This is a genomic window from Streptomyces vastus, assembly GCF_039532825.1.
Classification (GTDB): Bacteria; Actinomycetota; Actinomycetes; order Streptomycetales; family Streptomycetaceae; genus Streptomyces; species Streptomyces vastus.
The window spans coordinates 148,179-167,758 of record NZ_BAAASJ010000119.1; the positions used below are offsets into that span (position 1 = coordinate 148,179).

Consider the following 19,580-nt stretch of genomic DNA (forward strand, 5'->3'; position numbering starts at 1 on the left):
ACGCGCGCTATCGAGCGACAACTGGACCGAGACCTCCTGCTCCAGCATGTTCACCTACGCCCTCTCGCGCGGCGCCCAGCAGGGCTACCTCGACGCGCACTACAAGTCCGTCGCCCAGCGCGGTTACGAGGGCGTCCTCGCCAAGATCTCGCTCGGCTCCGACGGGCGCACCAACCTCACGGACATCTCCATCGGCACCAACGTCGGCGACTACGCCTTCTACATCGCCCGGCCCCGGGAGACCAACGATTTCCACGGCCTCGGCGCCTTTCTGATCATGAACGAGCAGCTCAGAACACGAGTTCGGAACCAACCCACTCAGGACGAGGTGAGTCAGCCATGAGCACATCCCGAAGGACTCTGCTGGGCGCGGCGCTCGGCGCCGGCGCAGGAGCCGCGGTCGGTGGCCTGCCTGCCACCACCGCATACGCCGCCTCCTGGCAGCAGAAGTGGGCACCGTCGGCGAGCAGCGACAAGCTCGGCGCCTTCGAGACCATCGAGGACGACCGAGCCGACTCGCACCCCGCCGGGTCCCCGCACATCTTCGCCACCGGCGACAACTGGCGCTTCAACATGCACACCGTCGACCGCGACACCTCGACCGACCGCCAGCGCCACGAGGTCACCGGCCTGCGCAACGGCGTCTCTTCAGGTCACGCGTTGTCGGCGGGCAGCGTCGGGTAGTCGGTGTAGCCGCGGTGGTCGCCGCCGTAGAAGGTGCCCGCGTCGGGGGTGTTGTAGGGGCCGCCGGCTGTGAGGCGGGCGGGCAAGTCGGGGTTGGCCAGGAACAGCGCGCCGAAGGCGATGATGTCCGCGGTGCCGTCCTCGATGTGGGCGAGTGCGCCGGGGCCGGTGGTCTCGGGGTGGGTGAAGGGGTTGAGGATGAACTCCGTCGGCCAGTCCTTGCGCAGCCGGGCGGTCAGGACGCGGTCCGGGCTCTCGACCAGGTGCAGGTAGGCGAGGTCCAGCCGGGCGAGACCGGCGATCAGGGTGGCGTAGGTCTCCAGCACGTCCGCCGGGTCGGTCTCGGCGATGTCGTTGTAGGGGTTGCCGGGGGAGATGCGGAAGCCGGTCCGGTGGCCGCCGATCGCCTCCGCGATGGCCGTGGCGACCTCGATGCCGAAGCGGGCCCGGTTCGCGGCGCCACCTCCCCAGCTGTCGGTGCGCACATTGGTGTTGGGGGCGAGGAACTGGTGGATCAGGTAGCCGTTCGCCCCGTGGATCTCCACGCCGTCGAAACCGGCGGCGATCGCGTTGCGCGCGGCGTCGGCGTAGTCGGCGATCGTCCGGGTGATGTCGTCCTGGTCCAGTTCCTTCGGCGTGACGTAGTCCTGGGGGCCCTGGTAGGTGAACACCTGGCCCGCCGCCGCGACGGAGGAGGGCGCGACGGGGATGAGTCCGTCGGGCAGCAGGCTGGGGTGGCTGATCCGGCCGGTGTGCATCAGCTGCGCGAAGATCGTGCCGCCCTGGGCGTGGACGGCGTCGGTCACCTTCCGCCAGGCGTCGACCTGCTGGGCGGAGTGCAGGCCGGGGGTGTTGGTGTAGCCCTGGCCGCCGGCCGACGGCTGTATGCCCTCGGTGATGATCAGGCCGGCGCTCGCGCGCTGGGCGTAATAGGTGGCCATCAGCTCCGTCGCCGTGGCTGCGGGAGCGTCGGCGCGGCTGCGGGTCATCGGTGCCATCGCGATGCGGTTGGCGAGCGTCTTGCCGCCCAGGTCGATCGGGTCGAATGCGGTGGTCATGGCAGCTTCCTTCGAAGAATGGTTCGGGTGAAAGAGGCAGGCGGCGGCACGGTCCTGCGGGGTGTCGGGGAACTGGTGATCGGCAAGGCCAGGGTGGGCCGCCGCCGGAAAACAGTCATAGGCGTCAGCTGTGGCCGAAGGCCGCCGCGGTGGCCACGCATGAGAGCGATGTGCTCGCCGAGGTCACCGAACGCAGGCTGCTGACCAGGAACTTGCGGACCGTCAACGCCCTGACGGACCCGACGGTCCTCGAGCCGGTGATCGCCGGTGTGACCGCGGGCTCAAAGGGGCGGGCACAGTGTCGCCGGTCGGGCGCCTGTCCATGTGTGAGTGGGGCTGCCGCATGGACAGGCGTGACCGTGGGCCTCAAGCCGCTTCGAGGAAGGGGTAGTCGGTGTAGCCCTCGGCGCCCGGCCCGTAGAACAGTTCCGGCCGCGGTTCGTTCTCCGGGTGGCCACCCTGCCAGCGCTCGACCAGGTCGGGGTTGGCGATGAGGGCCCGGCCCACGACCACGGCGTCGGCGTGGTCGGCCTCGATCTGCTGGAGCGCCTGCTCGCGGGTGGTCTGCCCCCCGAAGGGGCCGCTGTTGACGATCAGCTTGCCGTCGAAGCGCCGCCGCAGCTCCTGTACAAGGTCGCCGCCCGGATCGCCGTGCAGCATGGAGAGGTAGGCCAGGCCCAGCGGGCGCAGTTGGTCCACCAGGGTGCCGTAGGTGGCCAGGACGTCGTCCCGGTCGGTCTCGAAGACGTCCCCGAGGTCGACCTCCGGCGAGATCCGCAGCCCGACCCGCTCGGCACCGACGGCCTGGGCGACCGCCGTGACGACCTCGACGACGAAGCGGGCGCGGTTCTGCGGCGAGCCGCCGTATCCATCGGTGCGCTGGTTGGCCGCCGGGGAGAGGAACTCCTGGAGCAGGTAGCCGTTGGCGCCGTGGATTTCCACGCCGTCCGCTCCCGCCTCGATGGCCCGGCGGGCCGCGGCGACGAAGTCCTCCAGGGCTGCCCGGATCTCTGCGGTGGTCATCGCTTCCGGTACGGGGTAGGGCTGCTCGCCCTTCTCGGTGAACGTCTTATTGTCGATGGCGATCGCGCTGGGGGCGAGGATGCGGCGGCCGCCGTTGATGTCGGGGTGGGTGCCGCGGCCGGCGTGCATGATCTGCAGGACGATACGGCCGCCCTCGGCGTGCACCGCCTCGAACACCCGCTGCCAGCCGGCCGCCTGCTCGTCGGTGGCGATGCCCGGCTCACCGACATACCCCTGCGACGCGTGGTCGGGGTAGGTGCCCTCGGTGATGATCATTCCGACGCTCGCCCGCTGCCGGTAGTACTCGACCATCAGGTCCCCGGGAATGCCGGAGGAACCGGCCCGGACCCGGGTCAGCGGTGCCATGACGATGCGGTTGGCGAGCTCGATCTTCCCGAGGGAGACGGGGGAGAAAAGCGATGAAACAGGCTAAACGTCTGAAATGTTGACAGTCATGGGTTTCTTTCTTTCTGCAATACGGAGGAAAACGGGATGAAGGTCTGCGACGCAGGGGGTCCACGCTGTCCCGGCGGAGGCGCGGATGAGGTCCTCGGGCAGGCGCGGGCCCGCTGACGGTGACGCGGTTCCATGACCGCGATCGGGGTGTGCGTGGTGTTGGCGGCGAACGCGGTGAGAGCCGCATGCCGTCGGCGTCGACGCCGGTCAAGCGCAACTGCCCGCCGGAGTACGGGCGTTCGCTCCTTGCGCACGATCAGCAGTCAGCCAGGCGACGAAGTCATGGGTGCCGCCGCCGGAGTCGGTACGGACCGGTGCCTGCAGGCCGCGCCGCGACCGACTCCCTCGACGCGCCCCCGCGAAGAGGACCGATACACGGCTTCACCTGGAACGCGCTTCCGGCGGTGGCGGGAACAGCGATCTCAGCGCTCCTCATCCTCACCGGCCTGAGGCACTTCCGCCGGCCGATCGCCCCTCGGACAGCCTGCTCCACGCAGGCGCGGGCCTAGTTGAGCGGGACGTCCGCGACGGCCTTGAGATGGCTGAACGTCTCCAGGGAGTAGCGGCCGTGGTAGCGGCCCATGCCGCTTTCGCCGACGCCACCGAAAGGCAGTCCCGGCATGAGCAGCTGCATCACCGGCTGGCCCCAGGCGACGCCGCCGGAGGACGTCTCGTTCACCAGGCGTGACTTGGTGTCCTCGGACGTGGTGAAGGCGTACAGCGCGAGTGGCTTGTCGCGTTCGTTGATGAAGGCGATGGCGGCATCGAGGTCTTCGACTTCGACGACGGCGAGGATCGGGCCGAAGATCTCCTCCTGCATGACCGGTGACGCGGGGTCGAGATCGGTCAGCACGGTCGGTGCGATGAACAGGTCGTCACGGTCGTGCTGGCCTCCCACCGCCACCTGGCCGGAATCCAGCAGACGGGTGAGCCGGTCGAAATGCCGCTCGTTGATGATCCGGCCGAAGCCGGCAGAAGTCTGCGGAGTGGTCCCGAACTGGGCGTCGACCGCCGCGCGCAGGGCGGGAACCAGTGCGGCGGCGGTGGCAGGATCAGCCAGCACGTAGTCGGGGGCGATGCACTGCTGTCCGGCGTTGCCGAACTTGGCGCCGACCAGCCGCTGCGCGGTCTCGTCCACGTCGGCATCAGGCGCCACGAAGACCGGCGACTTGCCCCCGAGTTCGAGGGTGACCGGGGTGAGGTTCTTGGCTGCCGCGGCCATGACGATCCGGCCGACCGTGCCGTTACCGGTGTAGAAGATGTGGTCGAAACGCTGTGCCAGCAGGGCCGTGGTCTCCTCGGCGCCGCCCTCGACGACGGTGAGCACGTCGGCGTCGAAGTACTGGCGCAGCAGGCGGGAAGCCACCGCCGAGGTGTGCACGGACATCTCGCTCGGCTTGGCCACCACGGTGTTCCCGGCGGCCAGCGCGCCGATGATGGGGTCGATGAGAAGGTGCAGCGGGAAATTCCACGGAGCGATCACCAGGACGACCCCGAGCGGGTCGTACGTGGTGTACGCCGTGGTCGTGGGACCGAAGTGGGCAGGAACCTCCACCGGGCGGGGCTCAAGCCAGCTCTCGAGGTTCGCCAGTGCCTCGTCGATGTCGGCGACGGTGAAGTCGATCTCCTGCATTTTCGCCTCGGCGGCGTTCTTCCTCAGATCCGCCCAGAGCGCATCGAGCAGCTCCTGCTCGTTCTCCACCAGCAGGGCCCGCAGCCGCTGCAGCTGGTCGACGCGCCAGTCCAGTGGGCGGGTGACACCGGTGTTGAACGTCGCACGAAGGCGGCCCACCACCTCCGCAGCCGTCTCGCTCTGGTGCGTCCTCGACTCGATCCCGTGTGTTGCGCTCATGGGATGTACTCCGTTCTTGATCCAGGCCACGCCCCGGCCGTCTTCCAGCCGGGCACAGTGGCCAGCGTGCTGGACGATCCGGCATCCACCCAGGTCACGGCTTTGCGTACGTGCGCTGTGCCTACCACTGGTTGGGTCAGGATGGTGTGCGTGCGACCGTGGATACTCGAGGCATGGACGAATACCCCGAACCGGTGCACGAGCTCGCCGCCGGCGCTCTGGACCCGCGTGCCGAGCTCAGTGAGTTCCTGCGCACCCGACGCGCCCGGCTGAAGCCGGAGGACGTGGGGCTGCCGGACTACGGGCGGTACCGGCGGGTGCCGGGGCTGCGCCGCGAGGAGCTGGCGCAGCTGGCCGGGGTGTCGGTGGCGTACTACACGCGGCTGGAGCAGGGCAACGGACGGCACGTGTCGGCGGAGGTCCTCGACGCCATCGCCCGCGCGCTCAGACTGAGCGACGCCGAGCACGCCCACCTCACGCACCTGGCGAAACCGAAGCAGCAGAAGAAGAAGCCGGCCAGCCGCGCCCAGCAGGTGCGGGGTCCCCTGCGGACGCTGCTGGACACCATGGACGGTGTTCCGGCGATCCTCGTGGGGCGGCGCTCGGACATCCTCGCCTGGAACCGGATGGCCGCGGCGGTCTTCGGCGACTGGGCCGAGCTGCCGGCGAGGGAGCAGAACTGGGCGCGGCTGGTGTTCCTGCGGCCCGAGTACCGCGACCTGTTCGTGGACTGGGAGCACAAAGCGAGCGACGTCGTCTCTCAGCTGCGCATGGACGCCGGCTCCCATCCGGACGACCCTCGGCTGTCCGCGCTGGTGGGCGAACTCTCCGTGAAGAGCGAAGAGTTCAGGCGGCTGTGGGCCACCCACGACGTCAAGGAGAGGTGCCACGGTATCCAGCGCCTGCACCACCCGCTCGTCGGCGAACTCGATCTCCGCCTCGAGTCGTTCCACCAGGCCGACGCCCACGAGCAGATGTTGGTGACCTACCACGCCGAACCGAACTCCCCGTCGGCGGAGGCTCTGCGACTGCTGGCCAACTGGGGCGCGGATGCGACCCGGGCGGGAACGGACACGTCGTCGGCACGCACGGCTTGATCAACTCCCCTTGATCACCGGTAGTCGGCTGGGCGCCACACCCCGCGTCCTTTCGCACGCCAGACGCCTCCGGGGGGTGTCGGATTCAGGACGGCCCGGGTGGCGCGGGCGTGCCTGGGGCCGCGGTGGCTCAGCCTGGCGGTACATGTGCCGCCGCGCGACGCACCTGGCAGCGCAGGAGTTCGGAGATCCGCTGGTCGAGCCCGTCCTGGCGCCACAGGCCGAAGTAGTAGAACACCGCCGACCAGGACGGCAGATCATGCGGGAGGTAACGCCACTGGCAGCCCGTCCGGTTCTGGTAGAAGATCGCGTTCACGATCTCCCGCAGATCGCAGGATCCGGGATCTCCAGTCGCTGACCGTGCCACCCGGTCCTGTTTCCAGGCCGTGATCATCGGCTCGATCAACGCCTACTGCTCGTCCGCCAAGTCGCTGGGGTACGGCTCTCGCTCCATGCCCGCATCTCTGCATGCACATGCCCAGCAGATGGCCTGCCCGACGATCAGTACCTCGATCGAGCGATCACGAACCGAGGAAGATCGGACTTGACGTCCGCTCAGATCTCCTGGGGCTTGTAGGAGCTGGGTTCGCGCAGGGCGACGCGACCTAGGAGGTCGACGGTTTTGGTGACGCCCTCGACGGGGGCCACAAGAACGTCCTCGTGCTCGATGCTCAGGACGTCGTCGTAGCCGGCTCGGCGCAGGGCGAGGCAGAAAGCGCGCCAGAACGCGTCGTCGTGGCCGTAGCCGAGGGTGACGTAGTTCCAGGAGCGTTCCTTGGCGGCCATGACCGGCAGCGTCTCCAGCCTGCTGGTCAGCGCCTGGCGGGAGGGTTCCAGCCGGGTGTCCTTGGCGTGGACGTGGTAGATCGCCTCGCCCAGGATCTCGATGGCGGCGAGCGGGTCGGCGCCCATCCACATCAGGTGGCTGGGGTCGAAGTTGGCCCCGACCACGGGCCCGACCTCCTCCCGCAGGCGCAGGAGGGTGGGGACGTTGTAGACCGCCTGGTGGGCGTGCATCTCCAGAGCGAGCTTGGGTACGCCCCGGTCACGGGAGTGGGCGACGAGGTCTCGCCAGTACGGGAGTACGACCTCGGTCCATTGCCAGTCGAGGATCTGTGTGGTCTCCGGCGGCCAGGAGACCGTGATCCAGTTGGGGTTGGCGTCGCCCGGCCCGCCCGGCAGCCCGGACATCATCACCACGCGGTCGACGCCGAGGAGCGGGGCGAGAGCGATCGTCCTGCGCGCGACCTGGTCGTGCTCGCGGCCGCTGGGCCCGGGGTGCAGGGGGTTGCCTGAGCAGGTGAGGGCGCTGATCGTGAGCCCTCGGTCGGCGACCTTGGCCAGCAGTTCGCGGCGCGCGCCGTCGCTGTCGAGAAGCCGGTCGATGTCGATGTGCGGGGCGGTGGACCAAGCGCCGGTGGCGAACTCCACGTGGTCCAGGCCTAGTTCGGCGGCCAGGTCCAGGGTCTCGTCGAGCGTGAGGTGCCCGACGCTGTCGGTGTTCAGACCGATCTTCATGATGCGTCCCGTCTGCGGTGTGGTCGGGCGGGGAGCGGTCGTTCCCCGCTGGTTCGGTGTGCCGGCGGTGGGGTCAGATGTAGAGGGCTGGGCGGTCGGCGAGTTCCACCTCGACGCGGCGGCCCTCGGTCTGGGCGCGGATGCCCGCCTCACAGACCGCGGCCACGGCGTAGCCGTCCCAGGCGCTGGGGCCGGTCACCTCGCCACGCCGGGTGGCGTCGATCCATGCCTGGACCTCGCGGTCGTACGCTTCCTCGAACCGCTCGACGAAGCCGGGGGTGACCCTGCCGCCCCAGCGTCCGCCGGTGCTGACGAGCATGTCGTGCCGGTCGCCGATGCGGGCGGTGCCGTGCTCGCACACCGCCTCGGCCTGGACCTGGTAGCCGTAGCGGGCGTTGACGTAGATCTCGACGTCGACCAGGGCGCCGCCGTCGGTTTCGAAGACGACGAACTGCGGATCGGCCAGCCCTTCGGGCGCGTTGCCGGAGGGCCGCGGCCGCATGACGGTGATGGATGTGATCTCCTGGCCGAGCAGCCAGCGGGTGATGTCCATCTCGTGGGTCACGGAGTCGTTGATGAGCATGGCGCTGGTGAAGTCCGGCGGGCAGGACGGGTTGCGGTGCCGGTGGTGCAGCATCAGCGGCCGGCCCAGTTCCCCGCTGTCCAGCAGCGCTTTGAGCTTGATGTACTCGTGGTCGTAACGGCGCATGAAGCCCACCTGCACCCGGCGGTGCCCGAGCCGCTGCTCGGCCTCCAGCACGCGCAGGGCGGAGGCGGCGTCGGGGGTGAGGGGCTTCTCGCACAGGACGGGCAGGTCGTACTCGAACGCGGTGAGCAGTGCCGCCTCGTGGGCGACGCCCGGGGAGGCGAGCAGCACCGCGTCGACGTCGGGTGAGGCCATCGCTTCGGCGACGTCGCCGTAGGCCGCGCATCCTTCGACGTATGCGGCGACCGTCTTGGCGCGATCGATGTCGACGTCGACGACGGCGGCCACATGGGCGCCGCTGCTCACCTCGCTGATCCGGCGTACGTGGTCGGCTCCCATGCGGCCGGCGCCGATCACGGCGACTCCAAGGGAGGTGCGGTAGGTCATGTGGTTCCTTGACTTGAGGGTGGGCGATGGCGGTGACGGTCAGCAGAGGGCCGGCCGAACCCACACGGGTCCGGCCGTGACCCGGGTCGTACGCGTCACCGTGTTCCCTTGGCCGCGAACGTGGCGACGGCGGCGACATTGGACTTGTCGACGAAGGCCGGGCCGGTCAGCACGGGCGCCACGCCACCGCCGCTATAGTTGCCGTTGTTCTTGTAGAGCCAGAGGGAGTCGACCGCCAGGTAGCCCTGCAGGTAGGGCTGCTGGTCGACGGCGAACTGGATGCTGCCGCCCTGGATCGCCTTCACGAGTTCCTTGTTGAGGTCGAAGGTGGCGACCTTGGCCTTGCTGCCGCCGCCGGACACCGCCTGCGTGGCGGTCAGCGCGACCGGGGCGGCGAGGGTGACGACGTAGTCGATGGAAGGGTCCTGCTTGAGCTTGGCGGTGATGGTCGACTGCACGGACGGCATGTCGGCGCCGTTGACGAACAGGTTTTCCGTCGTGCCCGAGAAGCCCTTCTTGACTCCCGCGCAGCGTGCCTCGAGGGCGACCTGGCCCTGTTCCTGAATGACACAGGCGACCTTCTTGGCACCGAGGGAACTCAGCTTCTTGCCGACCGCCTCGCCCGCGACGGTCTCGTCCTGGCCGAAGTACTGGAGCAGGCCCTGCTTCTGCCAGTCGTCCACACCGGAGTTGAAGCCGACCACGGGTATACCGGCCCGCACCGCCTTGGCCACGGTGCCCTTCATGGCATCGGGCTTGGCGAGGGTGACGGCGATGCCGTCGACCTTCTGGTCGATCGCGTTCTGCACCAGGTTGGCCTGGTTGCCTCCGTTCGGGTCGGAGGAGTAGACCAGCTTGATGTTGTCCTTCGCGGCCGCGGCCTGGGCGCCCTTGCGGATGGTGTCCCAGAACGTGTCACCGGGGACCGCGTGGGTGATCATCGCGATGGTCATGCGGGGCGTGGTGGCCTTACCTACGGAGACGCCACCGGCGCTCTCCTCCGACTTCTTGCCGCCCGAGCTGCTGGAGCAGCCGGCGACCGTGAGGACTGTACTGGCAGCCACGGCCACCAGGACGGTGAATCTGCGGGAGCGGGAGGGAAGCGAGCGGTTCATTTCGGCACCTCACTGTGCTGACTTGCGGGAAGGGGTGATCCACCAGCGGGACGCCACACATCCCGTTGTGGGTCGGACGGGGAGCTATTGGGTGGCCTGCTGTGCGACTCGGGGTGGGGATCAGAGGGTGAACGCGGCACGGAACCGCTCCATGGCGGTGTGACTGTCGCCGGAGGGCCATGCCTCCAGGGCAACCGTGCCGTCGTAACCGAGGTCGGTAAGAGCGCGGGCGACGGCCGGATAATTGATCTCTCCGGTGCCGGGTTCACGGCGGCCGGGCACGTCGGCGACCTGGATCTCTCCGATCAGCCCCGCGCCATGCGCGCGGCGGACGAGCTCGATGAGGTTTCCCTCGCCGATCTGGGCGTGGTACAGGTCCAGATTCATCCGCAGACCGGGCCGATCAACTGCCGCGACCAGGGAGAAGGCGTCGGCGGCTGTGGCGAACGGGACACCGGGGTGGTCGACGGCGGTGTTGAGGTTCTCCAGAGTGAAGGTGACGCCCGCGCTTTCGCCCAGTTCGGCCAGGCGGGTGAGCGTGCGGTGGGCGGTGATCCACATCTCGCCGGTGGCCTCGCCGGTCACCGGCACCACGGGCAGGCCCTCGCCGTCCAGGCCGGTGCCGTGCAGGTTGAGCCGGGGGCAGCCGAGATGCTCGGCGGCCTTGATCGACTCCTCGGCTGTGCGCAGGAGTTCGGCTGCGCCGTCCGGGTCGGTCAGGGTGCCGCGAATGTAGCCGGTCATCGAGGAGAACTCGGCGGGAGTCTGGGCCAGTGCGTTCAGGTCGTGCCGGGTCCAGTCCCAGATCTCCACCTGGAAGCCGGCCTCGTGGATGCGCCGGGCCCGCTCCTCGATCGGCAGGTCGCGGTAGACCATCTCGGCACAGACCGCCAACGTGTACATCGCAGCTCCAGACCTATAACGTTCTAAGAGAACAGGAGCAGTACGCCAGGCGCCGGGCCGCCTGTCAAGGGTTTGTGCGGACATTCGATCTATAACGTTGTAACAACGCTGATCAGTGTGTGTCCTGCTGGGCCCGGTCTACGATCACCTCGGAGAAGACCCTCGATCAGGAAGGCCGACGGTGCCATCGCGCTCTGCCGTCCCGGACGGAAAGCGGCCGACACTCAGCGACCTCGCGGCGCGGGCAGGTGTCTCCGTGCCGCTTGCTTCCATGGTCATGCGCGGTGCCAAGGGGCCCAGCGCGGCAAGTCGCGAGCGGGTGCTGCGGGCCGCGCAGGAAATCGGCTACCGGCCGGACAGCAGGGCCCGCCTCCTGCGCAGCAGCCGCTCGCACCTGGTGGGAGTGCAGTTCGACCTGCGACAGCCCTTCCACGCCGACATGGTTGAGGCGCTCTACGCCGCGGCCGGGGCGGCCGGCTATCAGATCGCACTCAGCGCCGTCGCCGCGAGCCGCAGCGAACAGGAGGCGGTGGAGACGCTGCTCGACGACCGCTGCGAGGCACTGATCCTGCTCAGCCCCCATGCCCCGGCGGCCCGGCTGGCGGAACTCGCGGCACAGCTGCCCGTCGTCTCCGTGGCCCGCCGGCTGCGTCCGCTCGCCGAGGGCCTCGACGTCGTCCGCGCGGCCGACGACGAGGGCGCCCGCCAGGCGGTCGACCACCTCGTGGCACTGGGCCATCGCGACATCGTCCACATCGACGGGGGCAGGGCGCCGGGCGCTGCCGACCGGCGCCGCGGCTACAAGTCGGCCATGAAGCACCACGGCCTTACCGACCACGTCCGCCTCGTGCCGGGCGGGCTGACCGAGGACCACGGCGCCGCAGCCGCCCGGACACTCCTCACCGACTCCTCCCGCCCCACTGCCGTCCTCGCCTTCAACGACCACTGCGCCATCGGCGTCCTCGACACCTTCCTGCGCGCCCGTATCCCTGTGCCCGACGAGATCTCGGTCGTCGGCTTCGACGACAGCCACCTCGCCCGCCTCGCCCACGTCCAACTCACCACGGTCGGGCAAGAAGCCCGCCAGCTGGCGCGCCGGGCCGTGAGCCGGGCCGTCGCCCGGCTGGAGGGTGGGGCGACAGACGACGAACGAGAAGTCGTCGTCACACCACACCTCGTCATACGAAGCACCACAAGGGCACCTGCAACTCTTGGCTGCGGGCTCTGCGAGAAAACCGCTCCAAACGGGTGCGATTGGAGGTTGTCAAGGCAGTCTTGAAGCGTCGGCACTCACTCTCGGACGCCGCCATTGCAAACTCGCCCGCACCAAAGCCACCAGCTGCCTCGACCGGTCCGCGCCGATCCGGAGCTCCTTGCGCAGCGACTCAGCCGACACCGGGCGTTGATGCAGGTCCCGATGCCGGGCATCCATGCGCCGAGCACGCTCCAACAGCGGATCACCACCCCCACGTTCACGGCCGCCGTCGCCCTCGGCGTCCCCCACACCCCCGCGCCCCGTCTCCGCCCGGACAGTCGACCGGTGCGCCAACAACTCCACCGACAGCAGCAACGCGACCGGCGGCCAACCCGCTACCAGCACCGGCTTCCACGCCAGCGCAGGCGCCGCCGCAATATTCGCGGCCAGGGACACCGCGATCCCCAACAGAAAAGCGAGCCACACTGCATACCGTCCCCGACGGCCAACATTCGGCGACGGTTTCAGCAGGCCGACCGTCGCCAGCAGCAACAATCCATCCACCGGACATCGAAGTGGTTGGCCGCGACGAAGGCAGTACAGAGACGGGCAGGCCTCGGAGATCTCACAGGAGAGCCTGACCACCACCGCCGCACCAACTCCGTGCCGCGCACACGCGCCCATGCCCATTCACGGCAGACTTCACCGCCGCACGGGGGTTCAGTCCGGCGCGTCCCAGCGACACCCGAGAGGGCGCTATTGGCAGCTGCCTCGACATGCCGCACGCAATGTCACCTATCGCGGGCCGGGCACGGCTCGCTGGAGGCCGCACCATCAGTGCTCAGGTTCAGCCAGAGCAGGCCGACGAGGAGACACCTCGTACATGTACTTCCGAGTACATCAGAGTCCGAGATGTCTGCTCCAGAGCGGCCCTGGACCGCATTTGACACCCAGAATGCCCGGATGTGCCGCATGGACGGCAGACAGAAACGACGATACCCACAGCCCGAATTCGCCCCGGATTCGACCCCGAGGGTTTGTTCAGTCGGTAAACATGGCCTCTGACCTGCGAAAATAAAGAGCGGCAGACGAGTCGGGCTATACGCCGGGTTCTGTTCCGGGGGGTCCTTGCGAACCCTCCGGCGACGGCCATCCATCTAGGACCGGCGTTGCCGCCGGCCTCGTGCGGTCTACCCGCGGACTCGGGCGGGCAGCCCTCGGACGTCCGCGCAGAGCCGTCCTTCTTTCGAAGGGGCGGCTCCTCTTGACCTTGCTCCGGGTGGGGTTTACCTAGCCGCCTGAGTCACCTCAGGCGCTGGTGGTCTCTTACACCACCGTTTCACCCTTACCGAAAGCCGGAGCTCTCGGCGGTCTGTTTTCTGTGGCACTGTCCCGCGGGTCACCCCGGGTGGCCGTTAGCCACCACCCTGCCCTGTGGAGCCCGGACGTTCCTCGGGGAGGTCCACAGGGACCTCCACGCGACCGTCCGCCCGGCTCGTCTGCCGTGTCGACCATGGTACCGGGCGGGCGGCCTGCCCCGGACCGGATGCCGGTGCGGAAGCGGGTCCGGAAACCGATCCCGAGCTCGAACCCGAACCCGAACCCGAGCCCGATCCCGAGCTCGAACCCGAGCCCGATCCCGAGCTCGAACCCGAGCCCGGTCCCGAACCCGAGCCCGGTCCCGAAGCCCGTCCCCCCGAAACCGTGGCCAGGAAGGAGCCCAGCAGGATCAGAGTGAAGGACACCGCGACCCCGGCTGTCAGCTGTTCGTCCAGGAACAGCACACCTACCGCCACCGCCACTGCCGGGTTGACGTAGGTGAAGACCACTGCCCGTGTCGGGCCCGCCTCGCGGATCAGTTCCACGAAGACGACGAAGGCGAGTGCCGTGCAGATGACGCCGAGGCCCGTAAGTGAGGCCAGGACCGAGGCCGAGGGGATCTCAGACGGCCGCGTCAGCGCCGCCGCGGGGGCGTACACCACTGCCGCGAGCAGCAGGCATGGGGCGATCAGCTGGAGCGTGGGGACCTGCTTGAGGTGGCGGGCCATGATCAGCGGCGCGGTCGCGTAGCCCGCGACCGTCACTCCCATTTCCGCTAGAGAGCGGGCGTTGCCGCCCGTCAAGTGCGGGGCCGTGAGCACCGCCACTCCACCCAGGCCCAGCGCGCGAACACCACCGTGGACGGAGACACACCACCGTCCACGGCCACTTTGATCATCAAGTACGGGATGCCCCAGAGCACACCCATCAGGGAGAACAGAAACCAGCCGCGTGCAGTCATACGCGCAGTCTCGGCCGGGTCAACGGCGTACGTCTTGAACGCTGTTGCGCTGAATGCTGTTGCGGTACGCCGCCGGGGTCACCCCCAGCACCCGCCGGAACCAGCGCGTCAGATGCGCCTGGTCCGCGAAGCCGACGAGCGCTGCGGCCTCGGCGGGGCGGTGGCCCGACTCCAGCAGGCCACGGGCCCGGGTCACCCGGTGCTGGGCGAGCCAGGCGTACGGGGGCAGACCCATGATCGTACGGAAGGCGCGTAGGAGCTGGTAGCGGGACAGGCCCAGGTCGGTGGCCAGGTCGGCGAGGGAGGGTGGGGTCAGGAGTTCGTCGGCGAGACGATCGCGCACGGCGTGGGCTATGCGGCTCGCGCCGGGGATCCTGTCGCACACCGGGCGGGCCGTGGAGTGGCGGCGGGCGAGGGCGGTGAGCAGCCACGGGATGCGGGACTCGGCCCTGGGGGTCCCCCCAGGCCCTTAAGGCGCTGGGGGATGGTCGGGGCAGGCGCTGAGTTCGGTGTGCGTGAGGCGCAGGGCCGTGGCCAGTTCGGGGTCGTCGAGGAGGGGCTCGCGGAAGTGCGGGACGCTTCGCGTGCCTTCGGTGAGGAGAGTGGGGTCTGCGTACAGGGCCCGGTAGGCGTAGCCGTCGGACGCGGCGGGGCCGCCGGTGTGGGTCTCGCCGGGCGCGAGGACGACGATCGAGCCGGGGCCGGTGCGGATCCGGCCGCCTCGGTAGTCGATGACCTCCTCGCCGCCGACGCAGACGCCGACGGTGAACTCCTCGTGGGCGTGGGGCGCGTAGCGGTGGCGGTCGAAGCGGGCGGTGAGGAGGTCGAGGGGGCGGCCGGTCTGGCCCAGGGTTGCCCTGGTCCAGACTGCCTGTTCACGGCTGGTCGCTGTCTCGCCTCGCACGCTCGGTGCAACACCCGTGCGGGCTTTTTCTATGCCCGGTGCGGCTCAGACGAACTCCGAGGTGTCCAGGTCGAAGCCGAAGGGTTCAGGGAGGGTCAGATGCTTGCCGAAGGGGATCCGGCAGTGCTGCCTGTAGTCGTCGTCCTCGGGTTCGCTGAACAGCGTCACGGAGGACTTGCCCCGGTCGACGAGGAGGTAAAGGGGGATGCCGCTGCGGGCATAGGAGCGGCGTTTTTGTTCGCGGTCGACGGACGGCTTGGAGGAGGTGACCTCCACGACCATGGCCACACCTGTGCAGGGCATCCATGACTCACCGCTGCGGAAGAGGCGCAGCGCCTTCGGCGCGAAGGTGCCGTCAGGGATGACGTGATCTTTCAGGATGTCGAGTGGGCTCCGCAGCTTCAGGCCCTTGTTGCCGGAGAACTGCATTTTGGTGTGGGACCGCTCAAGAACCTGCTCCAAGACCAGGCTGATGTAGTCCTCGTGCTCCCCGTCCGGCGGCGGTGTCACGACGATGTCCCCCTCGATCAGTTCCGCCCGGAAACCCTCCGGGGTGTCCAGGGCGAGAAAGCCCTCGAGCAGGACCTCTTCCTGTGTGAGCGGCTCATGGGCCATGGCAGTCATGTCACGCCCCTCCTTCTGTCGCTCGCCAGACTCGGACATCGGCTGATCACCCGTCCATGAGATCGGGACCCGTCCCCTCGATCGTGTCACAGCACCGCGGCGCCCACCCGGGATCGCCCGGGTCCACGCGCCGCTCGCTTGACCCCGCCGCAACGTCAACGTTTCTACTGACCGCATGCGAATCGGAGAGCTGGCCGCGGCCGTCGGTGTCACCACGCGGACCCTGCGGCACTACCACCACCTCGGGCTGCTGCCCGAACCCGGGCGGCGCCCCAACGGGTATCGCGACTACGGACTGCGGCACGCCGTCGTGCTGGCCCGGATCCGGCGGCTGACCGAGCTGGGGCTCGGGCTCGCCGAGGTGCGGGACGTGCTCGCGGACGATGCTGGGCGCGACCTCGCCGAGGTGCTTGCCGAGCTTGATGACGACCTGGCGCGGCAGGAGACAGCCATCCGGGAGCGGCGGGCTCGGCTGCGGGCGTTGCTGGCCGATGCCGCGGCGGGGCGGTTGCCCGTCGAGGGGCCGGTGTCTCCCGAACTGGCCGCGCTCTTCGCCGACTTGGCGCAGACCTCGACGGGGCTGTCCGAGTCCCCCATGGCCGCCAAGGACCGAGAGATCATCGCCCTGCTGGACACCGCCGCGCCCCCGGAGGAGCGGGAGCGGCTGCTGTCCGCGCTGGGCAGCTTTGCCGGCGAGCCGGGTGCGGTGGACCGGGCGCACGAGGCGTACGCGTTGCTCGACGCACTCGTGGACGCCGACCCGGGCGACCCCCGCGTGGACGAGGCCGCCGAGTTGCTCGCCTCCTGCCTGCCGGACTCCGCTCTCGACGGGCTCGGCATCGGGAACGTAAGCAAGGAGCACAGCTTCAGGCGAGCCTTCCTCGACGACTTCGCGCCCGCGCAGGCGGAGGCGATACGGCGCACGATGCGGCTCCTCGTGCAGCGCCACGCAGGCGGTGCCCGGTGAAGGCCCTCGGGCTCGTTCGGCGCCTGGCCGCGCAGGAGCTGCGGCTGCTCGTGAGCATCGCCCTTTGGACCGCCCGGCGTCAGCACGGCGCCCGGAGCGGGCGGACGTTCGGGTACGCGCGGGGCCAGGGTGCGCCCATGCTGGGGTTCGCCTTCGTGTGTGTGCTCGAGACGTTCACCATGGCGGTGCTTCTGCGGCCCTGGCCCGCCATCGAGCGGCCCGTACTCGTCCTCGACCTCTACGGCGTGCTCCAAGTCGTAGGCATGCACGCGGCCTCCGTGAGCCGCCCGCACGTCCTGGACGACACCGCGCTGCGGATCCGCCGAGCCGCCCACGTCGACCTCCGCGTCCCCCTGGACCTCATCGCGTCCGTACGCCGTGAGACGCGCTACACACACGAGAAGCGCGAGGGCGAGCTCGACCTGGCCATCGGCTCGCAGACCACGATCACTCTCGAACTGACCGAACCCGTACGGCACTTCACCTTCCTCGGCCGCCCCACGGACGTACGCCTGGTCCGCTTCCATGCCGACGAACCGGACGTACTCGTTCAGGCGATACGCGAGATGCGTACGCTGGCGCCTGCCCCTCGTACGCATTGAAGGAGAACCACCGTGCTCGTGCTGCTGCCGCCGTCCGAAGGAAAGGCTCCCTCCGGGCGGGGCGCGCCGCTGAAGCCGGAGTCGTTGTCGCTGCCGGGGCTTGCCGAGGCGCGGCGGGCGGTGCTCGATGATCTGGTCGAGCTGTGTGCGGGCGATGAGGAGAAGGCCCGTGAGGTGCTCGGGCTGAGCGAGGGGCTGCGGGGCGAGGTCGCCAAGAACGCGGCGTTGCGGACCGCGGGGGCGCGGCCCGCCGGGGAGATCTACACGGGGGTGCTGTACGACGCCCTTGACCTGGCCTCGCTCGACGCGGCGGCCAAGCGGCGGGCGGCGCGTTCGCTGCTCGTCTTCTCTGGGCTGTGGGGCGCGGTCCGTGTGACGGACCGGATTCCCTCGTACCGCTGCTCGATGGGCGTGAAGCTGCCGGGGCTCGGGGCGTTGGGCGCGCACTGGCGTACGCCGATGGCCGCCGTCCTGCCCGAGGTCGCCGGGAACGGGCTCGTGCTGGATCTGCGCTCCTCCGCGTACGCGGCGGCGTGGAAGCCGAAGGGGGATGTGGCGGGGCGTACGGCGAGTGTGCGGGTGCTGTACGCGCCGACCCGGAAGGTGGTCAGCCACTTCAACAAGGCGACGAAGGGCCGGATCGTACGGAGCCTGCTGCTGGCCGGGGCCGCGCCGAAGGGGCCTGCGGAGCTGGTGGAGGCGCTGCGGGACCTCGGGTATGTGGTGGAGGCGGAGGCGCCGGGGCGTGCGGGGTTGGCGTGGGGGCTGGATGTGCTGGTGGACGAGGTCCACTGACACCCCCGCTCATTGCATCATGTGCAACGCCCTTTGCGTATGTTGCCTGCCGCGGGCAGCATGGAGCGCATGACCCCGCATGCGCCCTCGCACTCGGCATCGCCTTCCCTCCCCATGCCGTCGTCCCTGCTGGACCTCGCGCCCGTCATCCCCGTGGTCGTGGTCAGCGACGCCGCCGACGCCGTTCCCCTCGCGCGGGCCCTCGCCGCAGGCGGCCTGCCCGCGATCGAGGTGACGCTGCGGACGCCGGCCGCGTTGGACGCGATCCGGGCGATCGCCGCCGAGGTGCCGGACGCGGTGGTCGGGGCGGGGACGGTGCTTACGCCGGAGCAGGTGAAGGATTCGGTGGCGGCCGGGGCGCGGTTTCTGGTGAGCCCGGGCTGGACGGAGGTACTGCTGGAGGCGATGCGGGGGTCGGGGGTGCCGTTCCTGCCGGGGGTGTCGACCACGTCGGAGGTGGTGGCGTTGCTGGAGCGCGGGGTGCGGGAGATGAAGTTCTTCCCGGCTCAGGCGGCGGGCGGTACGGCCTATCTGAAGTCCCTTGCCGGGCCGTTGCCGCAGGCGCGGTTCTGCCCGACGGGCGGGATCGGGCTCGGGTCGGCTCCCGACTATCTGGCGCTGCCCAACGTCGGTTGTGTGGGCGGGACTTGGATGCTCCCGGAGGATGCCATCGCCACGAAGGACTGGGCCCAGGTGGAGACGCTGGCCCGCGAGGCGGCGGCGCTCAGCCCAGATGGGACTGGTCGTTGAGCAGGCGCAGGCTCGCGTTGCCGTCCGCGTAGTACGCCACCTCCGAGAGGGAGGCGGCCGACAGCTCCATGCGGAACAGGGACTCGGGCGGGGCGCCGAGGGCCAGCCGTACGAGGGTCTTGATGGGCGTGACGTGGGAGACGACGAGCACCGTACGGCCCGGATGGGCGGCGAGCAGCTTGTCCCGGGCGGCGGCCACGCGTTCGGCGACCGCCGCGAAGCTCTCGCCGCCGCCGGTGGGTTCGGCGTCCGGCGAGCCCAGCCACGCGTTCAGGTCCCCCGGATATCGCTCCCGCGCCTCTCCGAAGGTCAGCCCTTCCCACGCCCCGAAGTCGGTCTCACGGAGCCCGTCCTCGATACGCACGTCAAGGCCGAGCCGCGCTCCCACGATTCCCGCGGTCTCCCGGCACCGGGCGAGAGGCGACGAAACGATCTCCCGTACGCTCCCCCGCCCGGCGAGCGCCTCCGCCACCCGCTCAGCCTGCCTCCGCCCCACATCCGACAGCCCCGGATCGCTCCCCCCGCTCCCGGAGAACCGCTTCTGAGGCGTCAGCGGCGTCTCCCCGTGCCGCAGCAGTACGAGGCTCACGGGCGCCCCGAGATCAGCAGGCGCGGCGGCGGAGGCGACGCTCCGCGCCGCCCGCACGGACTCACGCAACACGC

Annotated in this window: 15 protein-coding genes, 1 other RNA gene and 6 pseudogenes; 8 read left to right on the top strand and 14 right to left on the bottom strand. The window is 69.7% G+C overall.

Features of this window, described 5'->3' with window-relative positions:
* Positions 1 to 46 precede the first annotated feature (46 nt).
* The gene (locus ABD357_RS39520) at positions 47 to 343 is read left to right on the top strand and encodes a glycoside hydrolase family 88 protein (RefSeq protein ID WP_344396276.1); all 297 of its coding nucleotides are present in this window, start codon (positions 47 to 49) and stop codon (positions 341 to 343) included.
* A pseudogene (locus ABD357_RS39525) lies at positions 340 to 651 on the top strand (Tat pathway signal sequence domain protein); the annotation flags it as partial. The gene ABD357_RS39520 and the pseudogene ABD357_RS39525, both read left to right, overlap by 4 nt.
* A 2-nt stretch (positions 652 to 653) precedes the next feature.
* Here ABD357_RS39525 and ABD357_RS39530 read toward each other — a convergent pair.
* The 3 genes and pseudogenes from ABD357_RS39530 to ABD357_RS39545 all read right to left on the bottom strand — a co-directional run bounded on the left by ABD357_RS39530 (position 654) and on the right by ABD357_RS39545 (position 5,073).
* Positions 654 to 1,742 (bottom strand): alkene reductase, encoded by a 1,089-nt coding sequence (locus ABD357_RS39530; RefSeq protein WP_344396230.1) that lies wholly within the window; start codon positions 1,740 to 1,742, stop codon positions 654 to 656.
* Between the two features lie 366 nt (positions 1,743 to 2,108).
* Positions 2,109 to 3,173 (bottom strand): annotated as a pseudogene (locus ABD357_RS39535) (alkene reductase); the annotation flags it as partial.
* A 553-nt stretch (positions 3,174 to 3,726) separates the two neighbouring features.
* Positions 3,727 to 5,073, bottom strand: a complete 1,347-nt coding sequence (locus tag ABD357_RS39545) for an aldehyde dehydrogenase family protein (RefSeq protein WP_344396231.1) — start codon at positions 5,071 to 5,073, stop codon at positions 3,727 to 3,729.
* 173 nt (positions 5,074 to 5,246) lie between these two features.
* Between ABD357_RS39545 and ABD357_RS39550 the strand changes: the two genes are divergently transcribed.
* On the top strand, positions 5,247 to 6,170 hold the full coding sequence (locus ABD357_RS39550; RefSeq protein ID WP_344396232.1) for a helix-turn-helix domain-containing protein: 924 nt from the start codon (positions 5,247 to 5,249) through the stop codon (positions 6,168 to 6,170).
* 160 nt (positions 6,171 to 6,330) lie between these two features.
* On the opposite strand, the pseudogene ABD357_RS39555 reads toward ABD357_RS39550, so the two are convergent.
* The 5 genes and pseudogenes from ABD357_RS39555 to ABD357_RS39575 all read right to left on the bottom strand — a co-directional run.
* A pseudogene (locus ABD357_RS39555) lies at positions 6,331 to 6,576 on the bottom strand (transposase); the annotation flags it as partial.
* Between the two features lie 149 nt (positions 6,577 to 6,725).
* On the bottom strand, positions 6,726 to 7,688 hold the full coding sequence (locus ABD357_RS39560; protein WP_344396234.1) for a sugar phosphate isomerase/epimerase family protein: 963 nt from the start codon (positions 7,686 to 7,688) through the stop codon (positions 6,726 to 6,728).
* A 73-nt stretch (positions 7,689 to 7,761) separates the two neighbouring features.
* Positions 7,762 to 8,781, bottom strand: coding sequence for a Gfo/Idh/MocA family protein (locus tag ABD357_RS39565; RefSeq protein WP_344396235.1), 1,020 nt, complete (start codon positions 8,779 to 8,781; stop codon positions 7,762 to 7,764).
* Positions 8,782 to 8,876: 95 nt separating this feature from the next.
* The gene (locus ABD357_RS39570; protein WP_344396236.1) at positions 8,877 to 9,896 is read right to left on the bottom strand and encodes a sugar ABC transporter substrate-binding protein; all 1,020 of its coding nucleotides are present in this window, start codon (positions 9,894 to 9,896) and stop codon (positions 8,877 to 8,879) included.
* A gap of 120 nt (positions 9,897 to 10,016) precedes the next feature.
* Positions 10,017 to 10,799, bottom strand: coding sequence for a TIM barrel protein (locus ABD357_RS39575; protein WP_344396237.1), 783 nt, complete (start codon positions 10,797 to 10,799; stop codon positions 10,017 to 10,019).
* A gap of 181 nt (positions 10,800 to 10,980) precedes the next feature.
* Between ABD357_RS39575 and ABD357_RS39580 the strand changes: the two genes are divergently transcribed.
* Positions 10,981 to 12,078, top strand: coding sequence for a LacI family DNA-binding transcriptional regulator (locus ABD357_RS39580; protein ID WP_344396238.1), 1,098 nt, complete (start codon positions 10,981 to 10,983; stop codon positions 12,076 to 12,078).
* Here ABD357_RS39580 and ABD357_RS39585 read toward each other — a convergent pair.
* The 5 genes and pseudogenes from ABD357_RS39585 to ABD357_RS39605 all read right to left on the bottom strand — a co-directional run bounded on the left by ABD357_RS39585 (position 12,064) and on the right by ABD357_RS39605 (position 15,803).
* Complete coding sequence (locus tag ABD357_RS39585) at positions 12,064 to 12,546, bottom strand: hypothetical protein (RefSeq protein WP_344396239.1); 483 nt, start codon at positions 12,544 to 12,546, stop codon at positions 12,064 to 12,066. The two genes, ABD357_RS39580 and ABD357_RS39585, sit on opposite strands and share 15 nt — an antisense overlap.
* A 533-nt stretch (positions 12,547 to 13,079) precedes the next feature.
* Positions 13,080 to 13,492: RNase P RNA component class A (gene rnpB / locus ABD357_RS39590), an RNA gene on the bottom strand.
* Between the two features lie 202 nt (positions 13,493 to 13,694).
* A pseudogene (locus tag ABD357_RS39595) lies at positions 13,695 to 14,275 on the bottom strand (EamA family transporter); the annotation flags it as partial.
* 19 nt (positions 14,276 to 14,294) lie between these two features.
* Positions 14,295 to 15,179 (bottom strand): annotated as a pseudogene (locus tag ABD357_RS39600) (helix-turn-helix transcriptional regulator).
* Positions 15,180 to 15,224: 45 nt separating this feature from the next.
* Positions 15,225 to 15,803 (bottom strand): Uma2 family endonuclease, encoded by a 579-nt coding sequence (locus ABD357_RS39605; RefSeq protein WP_344396240.1) that lies wholly within the window; start codon positions 15,801 to 15,803, stop codon positions 15,225 to 15,227.
* Positions 15,804 to 15,978: 175 nt separating this feature from the next.
* Here ABD357_RS39605 and ABD357_RS39610 point away from each other — a divergent pair, with 175 nt between their 5' ends.
* The 4 genes from ABD357_RS39610 to ABD357_RS39625 are packed head-to-tail and all read left to right on the top strand — an operon-like array spanning position 15,979 to position 18,917.
* Positions 15,979 to 16,770, top strand: a complete 792-nt coding sequence (locus tag ABD357_RS39610) for a MerR family transcriptional regulator (protein ID WP_344396242.1) — start codon at positions 15,979 to 15,981, stop codon at positions 16,768 to 16,770.
* Positions 16,771 to 16,814: 44 nt separating this feature from the next.
* Positions 16,815 to 17,372, top strand: a complete 558-nt coding sequence (locus ABD357_RS39615) for a hypothetical protein (protein WP_425585200.1) — start codon at positions 16,815 to 16,817, stop codon at positions 17,370 to 17,372.
* A gap of 12 nt (positions 17,373 to 17,384) precedes the next feature.
* Positions 17,385 to 18,167: a peroxide stress protein YaaA gene (gene yaaA, locus ABD357_RS39620; RefSeq protein ID WP_344396245.1), complete on the top strand. Its 783-nt coding sequence runs from the start codon at positions 17,385 to 17,387 to the stop codon at positions 18,165 to 18,167.
* A 60-nt stretch (positions 18,168 to 18,227) separates the two neighbouring features.
* Positions 18,228 to 18,917 carry a bifunctional 4-hydroxy-2-oxoglutarate aldolase/2-dehydro-3-deoxy-phosphogluconate aldolase gene (locus tag ABD357_RS39625; protein WP_425585196.1) on the top strand — a complete coding sequence of 230 codons (690 nt, stop codon included), beginning with the start codon at positions 18,228 to 18,230 and terminating at the stop codon, positions 18,915 to 18,917.
* Here the strand turns inward: ABD357_RS39625 and ABD357_RS39630 are convergent.
* Positions 18,892 to 19,563 (bottom strand): annotated as a pseudogene (locus ABD357_RS39630) (histidine phosphatase family protein); the annotation flags it as partial. The gene ABD357_RS39625 and the pseudogene ABD357_RS39630 overlap by 26 nt on opposite strands.
* Between the last annotated feature and the right edge of the window lie 17 nt (positions 19,564 to 19,580).

Coding starts and splice junctions, on each gene's coding strand:
- ABD357_RS39520 (WP_344396276.1), top strand. CDS start 47: ATGTTCACCTACGCCCTCTCGCGCGGCGCCCAGCAGGGCTACCTCGAC.
- ABD357_RS39530 (WP_344396230.1), bottom strand. CDS start 1,742: ATGACCACCGCATTCGACCCGATCGACCTGGGCGGCAAGACGCTCGCC.
- ABD357_RS39545 (WP_344396231.1), bottom strand. CDS start 5,073: ATGAGCGCAACACACGGGATCGAGTCGAGGACGCACCAGAGCGAGACG.
- ABD357_RS39550 (WP_344396232.1), top strand. CDS start 5,247: ATGGACGAATACCCCGAACCGGTGCACGAGCTCGCCGCCGGCGCTCTG.
- ABD357_RS39560 (WP_344396234.1), bottom strand. CDS start 7,688: ATGAAGATCGGTCTGAACACCGACAGCGTCGGGCACCTCACGCTCGAC.
- ABD357_RS39565 (WP_344396235.1), bottom strand. CDS start 8,781: ATGACCTACCGCACCTCCCTTGGAGTCGCCGTGATCGGCGCCGGCCGC.
- ABD357_RS39570 (WP_344396236.1), bottom strand. CDS start 9,896: ATGAACCGCTCGCTTCCCTCCCGCTCCCGCAGATTCACCGTCCTGGTG.
- ABD357_RS39575 (WP_344396237.1), bottom strand. CDS start 10,799: ATGTACACGTTGGCGGTCTGTGCCGAGATGGTCTACCGCGACCTGCCG.
- ABD357_RS39605 (WP_344396240.1), bottom strand. CDS start 15,803: ATGACTGCCATGGCCCATGAGCCGCTCACACAGGAAGAGGTCCTGCTC.
- ABD357_RS39610 (WP_344396242.1), top strand. CDS start 15,979: ATGCGAATCGGAGAGCTGGCCGCGGCCGTCGGTGTCACCACGCGGACC.
- ABD357_RS39625 (WP_425585196.1), top strand. CDS start 18,228: ATGGAGCGCATGACCCCGCATGCGCCCTCGCACTCGGCATCGCCTTCC.